The sequence below is a fragment of the Nocardioides proteolyticus genome, assembly GCF_051280635.3.
In the GTDB taxonomy this organism is placed as follows: domain Bacteria; phylum Actinomycetota; class Actinomycetes; order Propionibacteriales; family Nocardioidaceae; genus Nocardioides.
In genome coordinates this window covers 46666-63849 of the sequence record NZ_JBNBPO030000017.1, presented here as the reverse complement: position 1 = coordinate 63849, position 17184 = coordinate 46666, and the positions used below count along the sequence as shown (strand labels likewise).

Sequence of the window (17184 nt, the reverse complement as noted above, 5' to 3'; positions counted from 1 at the left end):
GAGCGACGGTGCCAGCACCCGGGACGCGCAGTGACGGCGGGACTCCGCGGGAGCCCGGGCAGCGGTGGCAGGATCGGCTGCATCCCGGCACCTGAGCCGTCGTACGGCGCCCCAGGGGAGACTGCGTTGCGTGGCGATCGACCCCGGTGACTACTTCGAGCTGACCATGGACGAGCTGCGGGAGGTGACCCGCTTCGCGACGGCGGCCGCCGCGTCGGTGCTCCCGGTCTTCGAGCGCAGTGTGCCGGAGGATCGTCGGCCGCGGTCTGCGATCGAGGCAGCCGCCGACTTCGCGAACGGCGGGCGTCGGACGAACCGCCAGCGGGTCGGCGCCCTGGATGCACACCGTGCGGCCAAGGCCGCAGCCACCGAGCCGGCCAGGCATGCCGCGCACGCCGCCGGCGACGCAGCAGGGTCCGCCTACCTGCACCCCTTCGCACGCGCGGACCAGCTGGGCCACATCCTGCGTGCCGACGCCCACGCCGCACACGTCGACGAGCTCCTGGCGGGCGACCCCGCGGTCGCCCTCGACCGCATCGCCCGGGCCGCCGAGCGCGCGTCGCCGGCCATCGTCGAGGTGGTACGGCGCTACCCTCCTGCGCTCGCCGGTCGAGGGCGGGTCGCGACTCTGATGAAGGCGCTGGACGACCTGCTGCGCGCGCGTTGAGCACGCGGAGCCGGTGAGGGCCGCCTGCGTCGCGGTCGCCGATTCTCCGATCGGGCGCGCGGGTCCGCCCCCAGGGACCACAATGGCCGCGACCCGCAGGGTCGCCCATCCCCGTCGGACTGGAGGCCGCCATGGAGGTCAGCCGCAGACTCCGCACCAGGACCGGCGCGGCCCTGTCCCTCCTGGCGGTCAGCCTGCTCCTGCTCGCTGCCGGCCGCTTCGTCCGGCTCGACGACACCTCGGGCTTCGGCGACGCGCGCTTCGTCATGCCCCTGGGCATGCTCGCCGGCGTGCTGGCCCTCGCCGCGCTGGCCGTCGGCCTGACCGACCGACCCGCGCGCCGGTCGCTGGGGGCCGCCCTGGCGGTGCTCGACGTCGCGATCGTGGCGCTGCACTTCACCGACCCGGGCTTCCGGTTCATCTGGACGGGTTACGAGGGCGAGCTCCTCGTCTTCGAGGTGGTGCTCGGGGTGCTGGCCCTGGTGCTGCTCACCCCGGCCCTGTGGTCATCCGCCGGCGCCGACGCGGGTCCGGCGCGAACTCCACGCAGGCTCACGGCGTGGGCGCGGATCGCGATCTACACCACGACCATCGTCGTCGGCATGTACGTCGCCTTCGGCGCCGGCAGCGCGCACTTCGAGGCAGAGAACTGCAGCGCTCCGGACTTCGACGGCGAGTGCGACCTGGCCGCCCTCGAGGGCGTCGTGTGGGCGGGAGCCGTCCTGGTGCTCGGCACCGCGACCGCGCTCGTCGTGGAGCTCGTCCGGTTCTGGAGAGTGCGGGCCGAGCGCCGCCCCCGTCCCGTCGGCTGACACCCGGTGCGCCCGGACGAGGCCGTGCCGATGAGTCGGCCGCCTCGCGCGAGTCGTCCCGGCATGCGCGATCAGGACCGGAAGGCCGTCACGAGCGGCGGGACGACGGACGAGCACCCTCGGTCCACGACCGTCCCCGCGAACGGCGTGGAGCTGGGCCTCCAGGCCTTCGGCCGGGAGGGCGATCCGCTGGTGCTCCTGGCGGGTGGGCCCACGATGCTGTCGTGGCCGGATGCGCTGTGCGAGAGGCTGGCGGCGGCAGGGCGGCGCGTGGTCCGATACGACCTGCGCGACTGCGGAGCCTCGACGACGGTCGACCCCGAGGCGCCGGCGTACACCCTGCGCGATCTCGCCGCGGACGCCGCGGCGCTCGTCCGCGCGCTGGGCATGGAGCGGGCGCATCTCGGCGGGATCGGCGTCGGCGGGATGGTCGCCCAGGTCGCCGCGCTCGACCATCCCGACACGTTCTCGGCGTTGACGCTGGTGGGCACTCGGCCCGTCGCCCCGGGTCCGGTCGACGCCGACCTGCCCGACCACGACGCCGCGACCATGGCGGCGCTGTTCTCCAACCCTCTGCCGGACTGGCGCGATCGGTCGGCGGTCGCCGCGTTCGCGGCGGAGGGTGCCCGGCTGCTGGGCGACGACCCGTCGCAGGCGGCCGCGGTGGCAGGGCGGATCTGGGACCGGACGCCGTCGGACGAGCCGGTGGTGCACCTGGCGAACCAGCTCGGCACCGTGTTCGCTCGGCTCGACTGCGCCCCACGGTGGCGGGAGCGCCTCGGTCAGCTGACGATGCCGACGCTCGTCGTCCACGGGGCGCGGGACCCGTTCTTCCCCGTGGGGAACGGCGAGGCGCTCGCCGCGGAGATCCGCGGTGCGCGGCTGCTCGTGCTCGACGACATGGGCACCGCGCTCCGCGACGCTGCGACGGCCGAGGTCGCCGCGGTGATGCTCAGCCTCGCGTAGGAAGCTGCCGGCGCAGGACCACTGCCGGCCACAGTCTCTCGACCGAGAGAGGGGTCAGGGGCACCCGGTCCGGTACGGCGGGTCGTAGGGGCGGTGCTCGCTGGCACGGCCATGGTCGCGGTCGCGCCGGTCGAACACGCGCCTGCTGTCCAGCGGGCGGCTGCGGATTCGGGCCAGGATGCGGCGGAGAAGGCGCATGTCGGATCCCTTCGTGAGGGTGCCCGAGCGTACGCCTTCCGGCGGCCCGTGCCCAGCGCCGTCATCGACGGCGAGTGGGCCACCTCCCGGTGCGAGCGCTCAGAGCTGCTCGAGCAGCTCCCGCATCCGGTCGATCTCGGCGCCCTGGCCGATCACGATCTCGCTGGCGAGCTCGCTGACCTGGACGTCGGTGCCCGCGGTCGCGACCGTGTCGGCCATCGTGATCGCGCCCTCGTGGTGCTGGATCATCCGCTCGAGGAACAGCCGGTCGAACTCGGGGCCGCTCGCGGCCCGCAGCTCGCGCATCTGCTCGTCGGTCAGCATCCCGTGCATCGTGGCGTGCCCGTGCTCGCCGTGGTCGAAGTCTGTCGGGTCGTCCTCCGCCGACGGTACGGCGAGGTTCCGCTCGGTCAGCCACGCCGCCATCATCAGGATCTCCGGCCGCTGCGCGGCGAGGATGCGGCGGGCCAGGGCCTTCACCTCGGGCGACTGCGCGCGGCTGGGGGCCAGCTTCGACATGGTCAGTGCCTGCGCGTGGTGGGGGATCATCATCTGCATGAAGGCGACGTCGTCGTGCGCCGCCTCGGCGTGCTCGGCGGTCGCGCTCGGCGCGAGCGTCGACGCCTCCTCGCCCGGCCCGCCGGGCTGGATCACCTTCGACGACACCTCCGGCTCGCCGGAGTCCTCCTTCTCCAGGCAGCCGCTCAGCGCGAGCGCCGCCGCGAGCGCGGCGGCCACGAGGCCGTAGGGGGACAGCGACCGAGAGCGGGACCGAGACACCGAGAAGCTCCTCGAGGAGGGGTTGCGGGGTGCGCTCACCATAGGCGAGAGTCGGACCGGATCCGCATCCAACTTTTCTCGGGAGTGAACATGGCGATCCCTGTCCCCCTGCGCAGACTCTGCGTCACCACCCTCGGCGTACTCGCCCTCGGCGCCTCCGCAGCGACCCTGCCCGCCGTCGCCCACGACGACGACCGTGACAAGCCCGGCAAGGGCGCGTCGGTCTGCCCGCCCGGCCAGGAGCGCGCGGCCGAGCGGGCCGGCGACAACTTCGACGACGCCTGCCTGCCCGGCAACGACTTGGCCGGCCTCGACGACAGCGACGCCGTGCTCGCGCCCGGCGAGGTCGACAAGAGCGACAACATCACGCTGCTCGCCAACCTCCCGAAGTCCGGGCCGTTCACGGCCGAGTCGTCCTTCCAGACCGACCTCGCGTTCCAGGGCGACTACGCGTTCCAGGGCAACTACGACGGCCTGACCGTCTACGACATCCGCAAGCCGCACAAGCCGAGGATCGTCACCCAGGTGCTCTGCCCCGGCTCGCAGAACGACATCTCGGTGTACGACGACCTGCTGGTCCTCAGCGTCGACTCCAGCCGCAGCAACGACACCTGCGACAACGAGCCGCAGTCCGCGCGGATCAAGGAGTCGTGGGAGGGCATCCGGGTCTTCGACATCAGCGACCCGACCGCCCCGCAGTACGTCGCCGCCGTCGAGACCGCGTGCGGCTCGCACACCCACACGCTCGCCCCGTCGAAGGACGGGCGCGACGTCTACGTGTACGTGTCGTCGTACTCGCCGAACGCGAGCTTCCCCGACTGCCAGCCGCCGCACGACCAGATCAGCGTGGTGAAGGTGCCGACCGAGGCGCCTCAGGACGCGGCCGTGGTCAGCGAGCCGGTGCTCTTCCCCGCCGGCGGCAACCCGTCGGGCAACTACTCGCGAGAGACCTCCGGCTGCCACGACCTGACCGCCTACCCGAGCAAGGACATCGCGGCCGGCGCGTGCATGGGCGACGGGGTGCTGATCGACATCGCCGACCGGGAGAACCCGGTCGTCACCGAGACCGTCCGGGACACCGAGAACTTCGCGTTCTGGCACTCCGCGACGTTCAACAACGCCGGCACCAAGGTGGTCTTCACCGACGAGCTCGGCGGTGGCGGCGGCCCGACCTGCAACCCGACGGTCGGTGAGACGAAGGGTGCCGACGGGATCTACGACATCGTCGGCGGCGAGCTGGAGTTCCGCTCCTACTTCAAGATCCCGCGGACCCAGGCCAACACCGAGAACTGCGTGGCCCACAACGGCTCGCTGATCCCGGTCCGGGGCCGCGACATCATGGTGCAGGCCTGGTACCAGGGCGGCATCTCGGTGTGGGACTTCACCGACTCCGCGAACCCGAAGGAGATCGCGCACTTCGACCGCGGCCCGCTCTCCGCGGACGAGCTGATCCTGGGCGGCTCGTGGTCGGCGTACTGGTACAACGGCCACATCTACTCCAGCGACATCCAGATGGGCTTCGACGTGTTCCGGCTCAACGACCCGCGCGTCGCCCGGGCGCGGAGCGTGAAGACCGACGAGCTGAACGTGCAGTCGCAGACGTCGTACTGACCGGGCATTCGCGCCGCACGACACCGGAGCCCCCGCCGACCGGCGGGGGCTCCGGTGCGTACGACCGTCCAGCGACGCGCCAGCAGCGATCCCGCAACAAGAGACCGCGAGTCGTCCGTGCAGTGCGGCCTACCGCCGGGCAACCAAAAGTTGCAGAACGGCGAGAGGGACAGGCGCGAGCCGACCAGCACGGCCATCGGCTACACGACGTCGTACACGGTGACGCAGTCGCCGGAGGAGGTGTACGCCGCCGTGCTCGACGTGCCGGCGTGATGGACCGCCGGATCGAGGGGCGGGTCGACCGGGGTCGGCGCCGGGTTCAGCTACCGGCACCTGCCGCAGCACCACAGCGTCCAGCAAGGTGACGGCGCTGGTGCCGACGCGACGGGTGGTCTGGCGGGTCGCCGAGAGCCACCTCGCCCTCACCCTCCAACCCCGCCGAGTGGACCAGCACCGAGATCGTCTTCGACGTCGACGCGACGCCGGACGGCACGGCGCTGCGGCTCACCCAGGTCGGCCTGGTGCCCGCGGTCGAGTGCTCCACGCGTGGCCCCCGTCGGCTCAGCTGCGCACGGCGGCAATCTCGGCCATGTGCTGCTCGCCCCACAGGCCGAGCGGCTCGAGCGCACGGTTCAGGGCCCGGCCCTTCTCGGTCAGGGAGTAGACGACCTTGGGCGGGACCTGGTGGTGCACCTCCCGGTGGACCACTCCGTCCCGCTCGAGGTCGCGGAGCTGCTGGATGAGCACCTTCTCGGAGACGCCCGGCAGCTCGCGGCGGAGCTCGCCGGTGCGCCGGGGCTCCACGCTGAGCGCCCACAGGATGAGGGGCTTCCACTTGCCGTCGACGACGGCGACCGCTGCATCGAGCCCGCACAGGAACTCCGGCATCACATGCTCCGCCCTTCACTGACCAGAAGGTAAGTACCGCACAAAATAGTAGGTACTTGTCCAGGCAGGAGGTGCAACCGATCGTGGGGACATGACTTCCAGCCCCTCACCCGCCCCGCAGGCCCCCGTCTCCGTCCTCGGCCTGGGCGCGATGGGCTCCGCTCTGGCGCGGGCCCTCGTCGCCGGCGGCCTCCCCACCACCGTGTGGAACCGCACGCCTGCCCGGGCCGAGGCGCTGGTGTCCGTGGGCGCCGTCGCCGCGCCCGACCTCGCCGCCGCCGTGAAGTCGGCCGACCTGGTCATCACCTGCCTGCGCGACCAGCAGGCCACCCGCGAGCTGCTCGAGTCCCTCCCTGCGGCGGCCTTCACCGACCGCACCGTCGTGGTGCTCGCCTCGTCGACCCCCGAGCAGGCGCGCGAGACGCAGGCCTGGGCCGCCGAGCGCGGGATCGACGTCCTGGTCGGCGCCATCATGGTGCCCACCCCGCTCATCGGCACCCCGGACTCGCTCATCCTCTACGCCGGGCGGGCGGACCTCCTGGACCGGCATCGCCCCGCCCTGGAGGTCCTCGCCCCCCCGGTCGGAGTACGTCGGCGACGACCCCGGGCTGGCCGCGCTGCTCGACACCTCCATGCTCGAGGTCTTCTTCGCGGGGATGACCGCGTTCCTCCATGCTGCCGGCATGGTGACCGCCCACGGCCTCGATGCGGCGTCCTTCGTCCCGTGGGCGAAGGAGATGCTCGCGATCCTGCCGGCGACGTTCGAGGGACTGGCCGCCGACGTCGACGCCGCCAGCCATCCCGGCACCGAGGACAACCTGGCGATGGAGCTGGCCGCGTTGGCACACATGGTGGCCACCAGCAGGGCGTCCGGCCTGGACAGCCGGCTCCCCGAGCTGATGCACGACCTCGCCCGCGCGGCCGTCGATCGCGGGCACGAGGCGGACGGCTGGTCGCGGGTGATCGACCTGCTCCGAGAGCCGGAGGGCGTGCACCTGCCGGATCAGCCGGCCCGGCTCTGAGTCCGCGGCAGGAGCACAGCGGCTGCGGGTACGGGTCTGCCGCCAGGCCATGGATCACCTGCTGACCACGGACGCCTGCACGCTGCTGCGTCGAGCGGGCGACGGGCCTCGCCGAGCTCGACGCCCACGTCACCACGGTCGTTCGGGATCGCCGTATGAAGCCCGACGCGTCGGGCGACCTCGAGGTCGGACCGGTCAGGTGTCGGCGTCGACGTCGCCGCGCCAGGCCCCGGTCTCGTGGCCGCGGGACTCGATGAACTCCTTGAACCGGTCGAGGTCGCCCTTGACCCGCCGCTCGTCCACGTTGACGGCGGAGCCGACCTTCTCCACGAGGTCCGAGGGCTGCCAGTCGATCTGCACCATCACCCGGCACTTGGTGTCGTCGAGCCGGTGGAAGGTGACCACGCCGGCGTGGCGCGTCTCGCCGCCGGTGCTCGCCCAGGCGACCCGCTCGTCGGGGTGCTGCTCGGTGATCTCGGCGTCGAACTCGCGCTCCACGCCGGCGATGCTGGTCACCCAGTGCAGGCGGGTGTCGTCGAGCTGGGTCACCGACTCCACGCCCGACATGAACTGGGGGAAGGACTCGAACTGCGTCCACTGGTTGTACGCCGTGCGCACCGGCACGTCGACGTCGATGGACTCCTGGATCTGGCTCATCGCTGACCTCTCTTTGTGCGATCCCGTGCGGCGGTGCCGTGGGCGGTCCCGCGCGGCGCTGGGCGGATCGGCCGGCACCGCGCGACTCTTCAGCGCGGTACCCGCGCCGGCGGGGCGCTAGTCGGGAGCCGGTACGTCGCCGGGGTGACCGCGGCCGGCGCCGGGTGACCGCGGCCGGCGCCGGGTGACCGCGGCGGGCGCCGGGGAGAGGCGCAGCGGACGGTTCCGATCCGGCCGGGGCGCGAGCCGCCCGCAGGGGCGCTCCACCGGGCTGGGTCCGGTGGAGCGCCAACTGCGGGGACACACTGAACCCGCTCACCTCCCAGACGGGCGGGGTCAGGGTCCGCGCCGGTTGGGATGGGGCCGCCGGCACGGACACTGTGACAGTAAACCTTGTCACACCTGCGGGCAAGGGGAACACCCGGACCGACGCGGTGGCACCGGGTCTGCGGTGGCACCGGGTCTGCGGTGGCGCCGGGCCTGATGAGCCCGGGGAGCTAGAGGCGCAGGTCGCTGTAGGCCCCGGCGCGGAGCGCGCCCTCGGCAGCGAGACCGCGCTCGCCCGACAGCGGGCCGGCGACGGCCGCCAGTCGGTCCGCGCGGGCCATCCACGAGAACGCCGCGACCAGGGGGAACGGGTCCTCGGGGCCGGTGTAGACCCGTCGGCGATGGATGAACCGGCGCAGCACCGGAGTCACCACCGCCAGCCACCGCCCACCCGCGCCGGGAGACCCGTCGTGGTCGACGGCGTCGGCGTGCAGCCGACGCCAGAGCCGGGCGAGGGCCGCGTGGAAGAGCTCCGTGTCGGCGGTCGCGAAGCCGGCGAGCGCCGCCGCGACCGGGTCCAGCGGCTCGGTCAGCGCCACCACGCCGATGTCGGCGTCCGGCGGTCCGATGTCGGGCATCAGCAGGTCGGCGGAGTCCTCGGCCGTCCCGAACCGACGCCCGTCCGGCAACACCGCGCCGGTGCCCGCCGGCGCCGCGCGTCCTCGTGGGTTGTCGAAGGAGAGCCGGTCCTCCTCACCCGCCGGACCGTCGGACAGAGCCCCCAGGTCGAGACTGGCGGAGAGGTGGCGCCAGGGGTCCTCGGGCGGAAGCGTGGCGACCAGGTCGCTGACGAGGCCGGCGAACCAGTACGTCGTCCACTGCGGGTTGCCGGCGGTGAAGGCCGCCAGGTCGGCGTCGAGCACGATCCGTCGGGACGTCGAGATCAGCGGCTCGGCCAGGCTCATCGCCCACCGTGCCACCGGCGCACGGCGATCGGCCGGCGCGGCGTCCGGCACGGCCGCCAGCGTCGAGCGCTCCACCGAGGGGGACGCCGAGTCCGCGTCGGAGGAGCCGGTGGCTGCGCCGGGGCGCCGAGGCTCGTCGACCGCCGCCTGCTCCGGCGAGCCGGCGGTCACCGACTCGTCTGCCATCTTGTCGCCCATCCTGACGCTTTCTGCGCTGGTTCCCCGGTCAATCTACTCGACAGTACGTTGCGGCCGCGGCCTCGCCACCGGCCTGCGGTACGACTCCGGCACGCCACCGATCGGCGCGACCCGGTGACCGTTCGCCGGTGGCCATTCGGCAGGCGCGCTCCGCTGCTGAGCCATCCCACCTCGCGGACCTCGGCCCGGCCATCGCCGCCGACCGCTCCCCGTCGTACCTCCCGGACCGGCTCTCCGGACCGCTCGCCGACCGTCGTACGGGTGGCCCGGCCGCGCCGGTGCGGCGTGTTCTGCTCAAGAACGCGCCTCGGTGCCGATCGGGTGTGGTGAGATGTGCCCGAGTCCCCCCGTCTCAACAGCACCAGCAGCAACAGCGACCCCAGCGGCCACGCCGTGCCGACCGGTCGCGGAGCAGGAGGGGGATCCCGTGACCGCCACCGGACCTGGCACCGTGGTGCCGATCGGCGATCTGCTGGCAGCCATCGTCAGCGAGCGCGACGCCGGCGCCCGGGACCTGCTGGTCAACGACTTCATCGCCGCCACCGAGCCGATCACCCGCGGTGTTGCCGCGGGCCTGTGCCGGGAGTTCCGGGCCGACCGGACCACCTGGCACGACGACTTCTGCCAGATCGTCCGCATCGCCGCCCACACGCTGGTCACCGAGCTCGTCGAGCATCCGCACCGGCTGGCGGAGGTCGGCAGCTGGCGCGGTCTGCTCACCTTCCGGGCCCGCTCCGCCGCGACCGCCTTCGTCGACTCCTCCGCGGGCTTCAACCCGGCCTCGGGCATGGTCGCGGTGAAGCGGCGCGTTCGCGAGATGGAGAAGACGCGCGCGCTGCTCCTCGCCGAGCTCGAGCGCGAGCCGACCGACCACGAGGTCGTCGAGAGGACGAACCGGCGGCTGGCCGCCATCAGGTCCGACTACAAGCGGCAGGGGATGGAGTGCCGCCTCGAGGACCTCCAGCTGGCCGCGCCGGCGGAGGACATCACCGACCATCACGACCGGTTGGTCCACGACGCCCTGGAGAGCGACTCCGACCTGCACGCGACCGAGCGCGCACAGCTGATCCGGCTCTGCATCGAGGCGTGCACCGCCGAGAGCGCACAGCTGGGCCAGATCGCCCGGATCTGGTTCGCGCCCGCCCTGGGTACCGAGTACGACGCCCACCCGAACGCCACCCAGATCGCGGCCGTCGTCGGTGTCGAGCCGTCGACGGCGCGGGCACGCGTCGCGCGGCTGCGCCAGATCGCCCGGACCGTCGCTCAGGACCGGTACGGCATCCGCCGCACGCTCGCCTCCCGCCCCGCCTGAGGGCGGGTCGCCGCCCGCCTCGCGGCTCGTCGTACCGGACATGTAACTCGGTGTTCGGTCCTCCACCACGGTGTTCGGGCATCCACCACGGTCTTGTGACCGGTCACAGCCCCGAGGTAGACGACCGAACACCGAGTTACATGCGAGCTCGCCGGCAAGCGCCACCTCCCGGGCTGCCGCGCGCGCCGCCGGCCGATGCATCGTTTGCCGTCGCGTGCCCGGCAATTCTCCTGAATTTTGCCAACTTCGGGACAGGGTCCTCCCGGATGTGGGTTGATCAGGTCGTTCAAAGTTTGATCGCACTCGACCGGGTCGAGTGGGCCCTCGGGGGACGGCCGCTGCTGCGGGAGAACCCGAAGGTTCGCGTGGCCCACGTCGTGGTCGGCCGACCGAGGCGGGACTGGGGACCTGCTGACGTCGCGATCGCCACGGTGTCGCGTCGGAGGCGTCGGCGTCGAACGACACTGTTTCGGCAAACTTGACGAGCGGAGTGGGGTCTGCGCGGGATGAGGGTCCTATGTACACGGTTGACCACCCGACCGACGCCGGGGACACCGAGGTCGGCCTTCGCGCCCTGTTGAGAGAGAACCAGCGGCGGGTCCGGCCGGCGCAGGTCGCCCGCCGGCGCCATGCGCTCCGCCAGGTCCTGGCCACGAGCCTCGCCACGGAGCTGCCGCCGGAGCTGCCCGACCCCTGCCTCGAGCAGGGTGCCGCCGAGGTCTGCTGACCACAGCTCGCGCCGCGCGCCATCAAGCGGGTCGGGTACGACGCCTCGGGTCGCCTGCGGCACGACGTACACCTGCGCTGAGGACCGCCGAGGACGGCTGAGCGCCGCGTGCCTCGGCCGCGCGCACCCGCTCCGCCGGGTCGGTCGTGCGGCCGCTGCTCGCCCGGACCCGAGGTCCGCCACACGATCCCCGACCAACGGCTCAGCGGTTGGCCGAGTCCCCGCGCACCTCCCCGGCATGACCATCTGCACTGCCGTTGCCGCTCCTGCGTCCGTGCCGTCGTCGACCGACCACGTCGACCAGGTCGTGCACCACCTCATCGAGCGGTACTTCGCCGGAGACATCGACGACCGCACCGCCCGCCGCGAGATCTGCGGAGCGCTCTTCACCGCGGGCATCCACCGGGACGTCGCCACCCGCCGGACCGACCTCTCGCACCAGACGCGGGCCGACCTCGCCGACCTCCTCCTGCACCTGCTGGTCGAGAAGCTGACCGACCGCTCCTTCTTCTCCCTGGCCACCGCCCGCGGCCGGTCCGCGTGCGGCTGGGCCCGGCAGGTCGCCCGCACGGCCCTGCCGTCGGAGCTGCGCAACCATCGCAGGGCCGGCGCCCGCAACGGAGCGCCGGTCGACCCGACCAGCCACGCGTTCGCCGCGATGGTCGACGCGGTGGCCGCCCCGATGGCCGGCACGGCCGGCACGGCCGGCACCGCCAGCACGGCCAGCACGGTGGCCGGGCGGTGCGCCGACCCGCACGCGTCCCATCTCGACGACCTGGCCGACGACTACGTCCGTCGTACCCGCGGCATGCGGGAGCGCGACCGGCTCGTGGTCTCCGCCCAGGCGCTGTGTGCCGGGCTCGGCGTGCCCGGCGCCGTACGGCCGGAGGCGATGGCGGACCGCGACCGGTGCGTCGCGGCGCTCGAGGCCGACGACACCCTGGCCTACCGCTCGCTGCGGATGTGGCGGGCCGTGGTGGTCGACGGCGCCGCCGTCGCGCGGAGCGCGACCGACGACCTGCTGCTCGCACTCTGGGACGACCAGACCGAGGACTCCTCCGCCGCGCTCCTGGCGCGTCCGGCCGAGGTCAGCCACCTCCTCGCGCTCGCCGCCGCCTCGCCGCTGCCCCGACCCCCGAGGAAGGCGCTCCAGCGCCTGCGGACCGCGGTGGCCGGTGCCGCGGGCCCGCGGGACGAGGCGTGGCGGGAGATCGCCGGCGACCTCGTCGACTCCTACATCGCCGCCGAGCACGAGGCCTGCTCCGACTACGCGACGCTCAGCGACGAGGTGCGTGAGGCGGCACGAGCGGCCCACCGCGGAGCTCGTGACCGGCTGGACGCCGTGCTCGCGCGCGCGGCCGCCCACCCGGCGGCGCCGTACGGCGACACGCCCCGCCTGGTGCTCGCCGCCATCAGGCAGGCGGCCGGTTCGGTGCTCGACGCCGCCCGACCCGTCGCCCGACTCCGGCCCGACCAGCTGACCCGCGCGGCCTGACGCCGGCCGTCCACCGAAGGAGACCACGATGCTCGACCCGACCTCCGGCGCACCCGAGGCCCAGCTCCACGACAGCCCGCCCGAGCAGATGGTGGCTTGGCTGCTGCTCGTCGCGGAGCACGCCCGCGACGACCGGTGGCCGCCCAACGAGGTCGCCGACGTCGTGCGGATGCTGGGGCTGGACAGCCTCGCCCTGGTGCGCCGCTCGCTCGCCCGCCACGGTCACGCCATGGGTCAGGACAGCGGCCACGGCACCGGCGCGGCGCCGGGGGCCGGCAGCAAGGCGGGGGTGGGGGCATGACCGCCCGCCCGTCCGGGTCGCCCCTCCGGGCCGGTGTCCTCGGAGGCGGCCCGCGGCGCGCGGCCGACCCGCTGGACGGCCTGCTCGCCGCCGTGCTGACCGTCTCGCTGGCCGACGCCGGCGACGAGGCGGTCCTGGGCGTGCTGGAGAGCACCCCGGACGGCGGCGAGCGGGTCGACCTGCTCCTCCGCCACGGGATCACGCCCGCGCTGGCCGCCGCCTACGCGGGCCTGGACGCCGCTCTCGTCCGGCAGGCCCGCCACGATCCGAGTGCCGCGCTGGACGGCGTGGTGGACGGCGTGGTGGAGCGGACCGCCGCTCGGGTGACCCGGGAGGTCGTCGTACCTGACCAACGCGTTGGCTGATCGTCGAAAACCCAACGCGTTCATCAGGTACGACGCACCGGACCGGCGCCCGGTCAGCGGCAGCGCCGCCCCGGCCCGAGCCGCCGCATGCCCTCGGCGTCGCCGGCGCCGAGCCGGTGGTTGTGCGACGTGACGGTGCCGTGCATGTTCTGCAGCCGCTCGGAGACGTGGGCGAGGCCGATCGTGTGGCCGATCTCGTGCGTCATCACCTGACCCCAGTCCACGGACCCCGAGCGGTGGAAGCCCCGGCGCAGGTGCCGCTCCGTGCGGTCGAGCGCGATCGACGCGGAGGCGTACCGCTTCGTCGCGGGGTAGTAGGAGGTGAACGCCATGCCCAGCACGCGCCGCCGCAGCCCGGGCACGGTCTTCGGCGTCTCCCAGGACACCAGGATGTCGGTCCGCGCGGCGGCCGGGCTGTGCCTGCCGACGCGCCGCGACGTGCTGCCCTGGTAGCGGAACCGCAGCCCCGAGGCCTTCCCGATGAGGCGGAACGCCTTCTTCAGGTCCGTGAGGGAGCCCCGGTAGCCGCCGCGCGGGTTGAGCCGCCAGCCGATCGTCCGGCACGGCTCCCAGCGGACGCCCGGCTCGCTGAACCGGTACGCCCGCCGGCTGCCCGCCCGCGCTTCCGGACGTGCCGCGGCGCCGGCCCGGGTGCCCTCGCTGACGATGGTGCGCAGGGTTTCCGGCGCCTCCACCTCCGCATCCGACCCGCTACCGGTCAGAGGAGCCGATGCCGGCGCGCTGTCGGGCGCGGGCGGACCTCCTGCGTGCGGCAGCAGGATGGAGATGTTCACCACGACGCTGGCGAACAGGGCGAGGAAGAGCCGAGAGGCAAGGGGAAAGCGCATGCCCGCTCTATGCCGCGACCCGGTGGACCGGCGGCACGTCGCCGGGGCCGTTGCGTGATCTGGGTCACGCTGGCAGCATGCCGGGATGACGGCCACCGCAGCCCAGCCCGAGACCTTCGAGACCGACCCGCTGAACGTCGCCACCATGTGCGAGGCGTTCCAGAACACGGTCGCCACCTGCGGCGACACGATCGCCCTGCGCACTCCCGGCGGCTCCCAGGAGATCACCTGGCAGGAGTACGGCGACCGGGTGCGCCGGATCGCGGCCGGACTGGCCGCGCTGGGCGTCGGGCCCGAGGACACGGTGGGCTTCATGCTGCTGAACCGCCCGGAGTTCGCGCTCGCCGACACGGCCGCGCTGCACCTCGGCGCGATCCCGTTCTCGATCTACAACACGTCTTCGCCGGAGCAGATCTCCTACCTGTTCGGCAACGCGGAGAACCGGGTCGTGGTGACCGAGCAGATGTTCCTCCCGCAGATCCGCGCCGCCGGCACCGCGGTCGAGACGATCATCAGCATCGACGGCGGTGAGGGCACGCTCTCACTGGAGGACGTGGAGGCACGCGGTGCGGAGGACTTCGACTTCGAGGCGGCCTGGCGCGCGGTGCGCCCCGACCAGGTGCTCACGCTGATCTACACCTCCGGCACGACCGGTCCCCCGAAGGGCGTGGAGCTCACGCACGGCAGCATGCTCGCGCAGCTGCGCGGCGTGCAGGCGGTGATCCCGGCGCGCCGCGGCGAGCGCAGCACGTCGTACCTCCCCTCGGCGCACATCGCGGACCGGTGGGCGGGTCACTACTCGCCGATGGTGTTCGGCGGCACCACCACCTACGTGACCGACCCGAAGGCCGTCGTCGGCGCCCTCGGCGAGGTGCGGCCGACGGTGTGGGGCGGCGTGCCGCGGATCTGGGAGAAGATGAAGGCCGCGCTGGAGTCGAAGGGGATCACCGACCCCGCGGCGCTTCCCGAGGAGACCAGGAAGGGCGTCCGGCAGCTCCTGGGGCTCGACGACGTGCGCTTCACCGTGTCCGGGGCCGCGCCGATCGCGCCGGAGGTCCTCCGCTTCTTCACCGACCTCGGGATCCCGATCTGCGAGCTGTGGGGCATGTCGGAGATCTCCTGCTGCGGCACCATCAACCCGCCGGAGGACATCCGGATCGGCACCGTCGGCAAGCCGGTCCCCGGGCTCGAGGTGCGGCTCGGCGACGACGGCGAGCTGCTCGTCCGCGGGCCGCAGCTGATGCGCGGCTACCGCAACCAGCCGGACAAGACGGCCGAGGCGATCGACGCCGACGGCTGGCTGCACACCGGCGACATCGCCACGATCGACGCCGACGGCTACGTCACGATCGTGGACCGCAAGAAGGAGCTGATCATCAACGCGGCCGGCAAGAACATGTCGCCGGCCAACATCGAGCAGGCGCTGAAGGCGTCCCACCCGCTGATCGGCCAGGCGGTGGTCGTCGGCGACCGGCGGCCGTACAACGTGGCGCTGCTCGTGCTCGATCCCGACGTGTGCGCCGCCTACGCCGAGCAGGCCGGCCTCCCCGACGGGTCGGCCGCCGCGCTCGCGCAGGACCCCGGCGTCCAGCAGCAGGTCGCCGAGGCGGTCGCCGCCGCCAACGCGCGCCTCTCCCGCGTCGAGCAGGTCAAGAAGCACCGCATCCTCGACACCGACTGGCTGCCCGGCGGCGACGAGCTCACCCCGACGATGAAGCTCAAGCGCAAGCCGATCGGCGACAAGTACGCCCACGTCATCGAGGAGTTGTACGCCGAGGACCCGGCCTGACCGCCGATCCCCACCCGGCCCGTCGACCGACGGGCCGGGTGGGGACGCGCCGGGTCAGGCGGAGGTGGGCTGCGCGGCGACGACGGGGAACGGCAGCAGCAGCCAGTCGACGTCGCCGACGCCGTGGAGCACGGTGGGGTCGGCGGCGCGGAGCTCCTCGAGCTCCCGCTCCACTCGGCCTGGACGACGGCCATGCCCCAGCTGTGCTGAGGGTCGGCCACGGGGGAGAAGACCAGCACGCGGCCCGCGGCGAGGTGGCCGCGCCAGTACTCGACGTGCTCCGTCATCGCCGCCATCTCCGTCTCGGTCATGGTCTCGGCGAAGTCGGGCCGGTGGGCGTGCAGCCGGTAGAGGTACCAGGACATCGCGCGCCTGCCCCTCAGCCCTGGGAGCCCTCGGAGCCCTGCGGGGCCGCCGCCAGCGGTGCGCCGGTCTCGAGGACCGACTTGAGCCCGCTGATGATGAACGCCCAGCCGCCGCTCACGGTCCGCGCCGTGGCGGGGGACCGCTCGAGCCGGTCGTGGGTGACGGTCAGCTTGGTGACGCCGCCGTCCTGCTCCTCCACCCGCCAGGTGACCCGGCTGGGCGGCTCGTCGGCGGCGGCGGTGTCCCACAGGCTCCGCCACGTGTGGGAGAGCAGGTGCGGCGGCTCGCACTCGAGGACCTCGTCGTCGCCCCACAGCTCGCCGTCGGGACCGTGCGAGCGGAGCGGGGAGCCGGGCTCCAGGGTGGACTCGAACGTCGAGCCGTAGAAGTACTGCCGGCGGAACTCCGTCTCGGTGATCCCCTGCCACACCTGCTCGGGGGTGGCGCGGATGTAGATCTGGAACACCAGCGGCCCGGCGGCGCCCGGAGCGTCACCGGAGGGCGTGCTGGCAGTGGTGCTGGTCGAGATGTCGGTCATGACGATTCCAATCTGTTCTTGAGGTCGCTGAGGGCGGCGACCTGGTGCTCGGTGTACTTCGAGATCCAGCGGTCGTGGATGAGCCGGATCGGGACGGGGTTGAGGTGGTGCAGCGTCTGACGGCCGCTGCGCTCGGTGGTGACCAGGCCGGCCGCGACGAGCACCTTGACGTGCTTCATCACGCCGTACCGGGTCATGCCGGCCTCCTCGCCGACCACCGCTTCGAGCTCGGACAGGGACCGGCCGTCGCGGTCGCGCAGCGCGTCGAGGATGCGCCGCCGGGTGGGGTCGGCCAGCGCCTTGAAGACCGGGTCGTCGTCGCTCATCGACAGCGACAATAGGTGACCATTTGGTCACATGTCAACGGTCGTCCTGCACAGAACCTCCACAGCGCGTGCCCCCCTCCTGCGCG

General features: G+C 73.1%; 19 protein-coding genes and 1 pseudogene. 13 read left to right on the top strand and 7 right to left on the bottom strand.

The features are described 5' to 3' along the window. Window positions 1-130 precede the first annotated feature (130 nt). The 3 genes from ACPOLA_RS11780 to ACPOLA_RS11770 all read left to right on the top strand — a co-directional run bounded on the left by ACPOLA_RS11780 (window position 131) and on the right by ACPOLA_RS11770 (window position 2445). Entirely contained in the window at window positions 131-667 is a 537-nt protein-coding gene (locus ACPOLA_RS11780) for a putative immunity protein (protein ID WP_435770627.1), read from the top strand. Window positions 668-798: 131 nt separating this feature from the next. Continuing rightward, window positions 799-1479 (top strand): hypothetical protein, encoded by a 681-nt coding sequence (locus tag ACPOLA_RS11775; protein ID WP_435770626.1) that lies wholly within the window; start codon window positions 799-801, stop codon window positions 1477-1479. 63 nt (window positions 1480-1542) lie between these two features. Beyond that, window positions 1543-2445 carry an alpha/beta fold hydrolase gene (locus ACPOLA_RS11770; protein ID WP_435770625.1) on the top strand — a complete coding sequence of 301 codons (903 nt, stop codon included), beginning with the start codon at window positions 1543-1545 and terminating at the stop codon, window positions 2443-2445. A 297-nt stretch (window positions 2446-2742) separates the two neighbouring features. Here the strand turns inward: ACPOLA_RS11770 and ACPOLA_RS11765 are convergent, their stop codons facing one another. Further along, window positions 2743-3423 (bottom strand): DUF305 domain-containing protein, encoded by a 681-nt coding sequence (locus tag ACPOLA_RS11765; RefSeq protein ID WP_435770624.1) that lies wholly within the window; start codon window positions 3421-3423, stop codon window positions 2743-2745. Between the two features lie 90 nt (window positions 3424-3513). On the opposite strand from ACPOLA_RS11765, the gene ACPOLA_RS11760 reads away from it, so the two are divergent. Together ACPOLA_RS11760 and ACPOLA_RS11755 are read left to right on the top strand one after the other, a co-directional pair. Next, window positions 3514-5034 carry an LVIVD repeat-containing protein gene (locus ACPOLA_RS11760; RefSeq protein ID WP_435770623.1) on the top strand — a complete coding sequence of 507 codons (1521 nt, stop codon included), beginning with the start codon at window positions 3514-3516 and terminating at the stop codon, window positions 5032-5034. Window positions 5035-5184: 150 nt separating this feature from the next. After that, window positions 5185-5307 (top strand): hypothetical protein, encoded by a 123-nt coding sequence (locus ACPOLA_RS11755; protein WP_435770622.1) that lies wholly within the window; start codon window positions 5185-5187, stop codon window positions 5305-5307. Window positions 5308-5595: 288 nt separating this feature from the next. On the opposite strand, the gene ACPOLA_RS11750 is transcribed toward ACPOLA_RS11755, so the two are convergent. After that, entirely contained in the window at window positions 5596-5922 is a 327-nt protein-coding gene (locus ACPOLA_RS11750) for a winged helix-turn-helix transcriptional regulator (protein WP_435770621.1), read from the bottom strand. A 91-nt stretch (window positions 5923-6013) separates the two neighbouring features. Between ACPOLA_RS11750 and ACPOLA_RS11745 the strand changes: the two are divergent. Both ACPOLA_RS11745 and ACPOLA_RS11740 read left to right on the top strand, forming a co-directional pair. Continuing rightward, window positions 6014-6475 (top strand): annotated as a pseudogene (locus ACPOLA_RS11745) (NAD(P)-binding domain-containing protein); the annotation flags it as partial. Beyond that, window positions 6471-6944, top strand: coding sequence for an imine reductase family protein (locus tag ACPOLA_RS11740; RefSeq protein WP_491483409.1), 474 nt, complete (start codon window positions 6471-6473; stop codon window positions 6942-6944). The pseudogene ACPOLA_RS11745 and the gene ACPOLA_RS11740, both read left to right, overlap by 5 nt. A gap of 195 nt (window positions 6945-7139) precedes the next feature. Here ACPOLA_RS11740 and ACPOLA_RS11735 read toward each other — a convergent pair whose 3' ends face one another. Beyond that, entirely contained in the window at window positions 7140-7601 is a 462-nt protein-coding gene (locus ACPOLA_RS11735; protein ID WP_435770620.1) for an SRPBCC family protein, read from the bottom strand. Between the two features lie 497 nt (window positions 7602-8098). After that, window positions 8099-9031, bottom strand: coding sequence for a hypothetical protein (locus ACPOLA_RS11730; protein WP_435770619.1), 933 nt, complete (start codon window positions 9029-9031; stop codon window positions 8099-8101). Window positions 9032-9458: 427 nt separating this feature from the next. On the opposite strand from ACPOLA_RS11730, the gene ACPOLA_RS11725 reads away from it, so the two are divergent. The 5 genes from ACPOLA_RS11725 to ACPOLA_RS11705 all read left to right on the top strand — a co-directional run bounded on the left by ACPOLA_RS11725 (window position 9459) and on the right by ACPOLA_RS11705 (window position 13231). Continuing rightward, on the top strand, window positions 9459-10343 hold the full coding sequence (locus ACPOLA_RS11725) for a hypothetical protein (protein ID WP_435770618.1): 885 nt from the start codon (window positions 9459-9461) through the stop codon (window positions 10341-10343). Between the two features lie 517 nt (window positions 10344-10860). Then, a complete protein-coding gene (locus tag ACPOLA_RS11720) occupies window positions 10861-11070 on the top strand; it encodes a hypothetical protein (RefSeq protein ID WP_435770617.1) in 210 nt (69 codons plus the stop codon). Between the two features lie 238 nt (window positions 11071-11308). Further along, on the top strand, window positions 11309-12565 hold the full coding sequence (locus ACPOLA_RS11715) for a hypothetical protein (protein ID WP_435770616.1): 1257 nt from the start codon (window positions 11309-11311) through the stop codon (window positions 12563-12565). A 28-nt stretch (window positions 12566-12593) separates the two neighbouring features. Then, complete coding sequence (locus ACPOLA_RS11710) at window positions 12594-12866, top strand: hypothetical protein (protein ID WP_435770615.1); 273 nt, start codon at window positions 12594-12596, stop codon at window positions 12864-12866. Next, complete coding sequence (locus ACPOLA_RS11705) at window positions 12863-13231, top strand: hypothetical protein (protein ID WP_435770614.1); 369 nt, start codon at window positions 12863-12865, stop codon at window positions 13229-13231. Before ACPOLA_RS11710 ends, ACPOLA_RS11705 begins: the two co-directional genes overlap by 4 nt. A 53-nt stretch (window positions 13232-13284) precedes the next feature. Here the strand turns inward: ACPOLA_RS11705 and ACPOLA_RS11700 are convergent, their stop codons facing one another. After that, on the bottom strand, window positions 13285-14079 hold the full coding sequence (locus ACPOLA_RS11700) for a matrixin family metalloprotease (protein WP_435770613.1): 795 nt from the start codon (window positions 14077-14079) through the stop codon (window positions 13285-13287). 85 nt (window positions 14080-14164) lie between these two features. Between ACPOLA_RS11700 and ACPOLA_RS11695 the strand changes: the two genes are divergently transcribed. After that, a complete protein-coding gene (locus ACPOLA_RS11695) occupies window positions 14165-15868 on the top strand; it encodes an AMP-dependent synthetase/ligase (protein ID WP_435770612.1) in 1704 nt (567 codons plus the stop codon). A gap of 379 nt (window positions 15869-16247) precedes the next feature. On the opposite strand, the gene ACPOLA_RS11690 is transcribed toward ACPOLA_RS11695, so the two are convergent. Together ACPOLA_RS11690 and ACPOLA_RS11685 are read right to left on the bottom strand one after the other, a co-directional pair. After that, window positions 16248-16772 carry an SRPBCC family protein gene (locus ACPOLA_RS11690; RefSeq protein WP_435770611.1) on the bottom strand — a complete coding sequence of 175 codons (525 nt, stop codon included), beginning with the start codon at window positions 16770-16772 and terminating at the stop codon, window positions 16248-16250. Continuing rightward, a complete protein-coding gene (locus ACPOLA_RS11685) occupies window positions 16769-17098 on the bottom strand; it encodes an ArsR/SmtB family transcription factor (protein ID WP_435770610.1) in 330 nt (109 codons plus the stop codon). Before ACPOLA_RS11685 ends, ACPOLA_RS11690 begins: the two co-directional genes overlap by 4 nt. Between the last annotated feature and the right edge of the window lie 86 nt (window positions 17099-17184).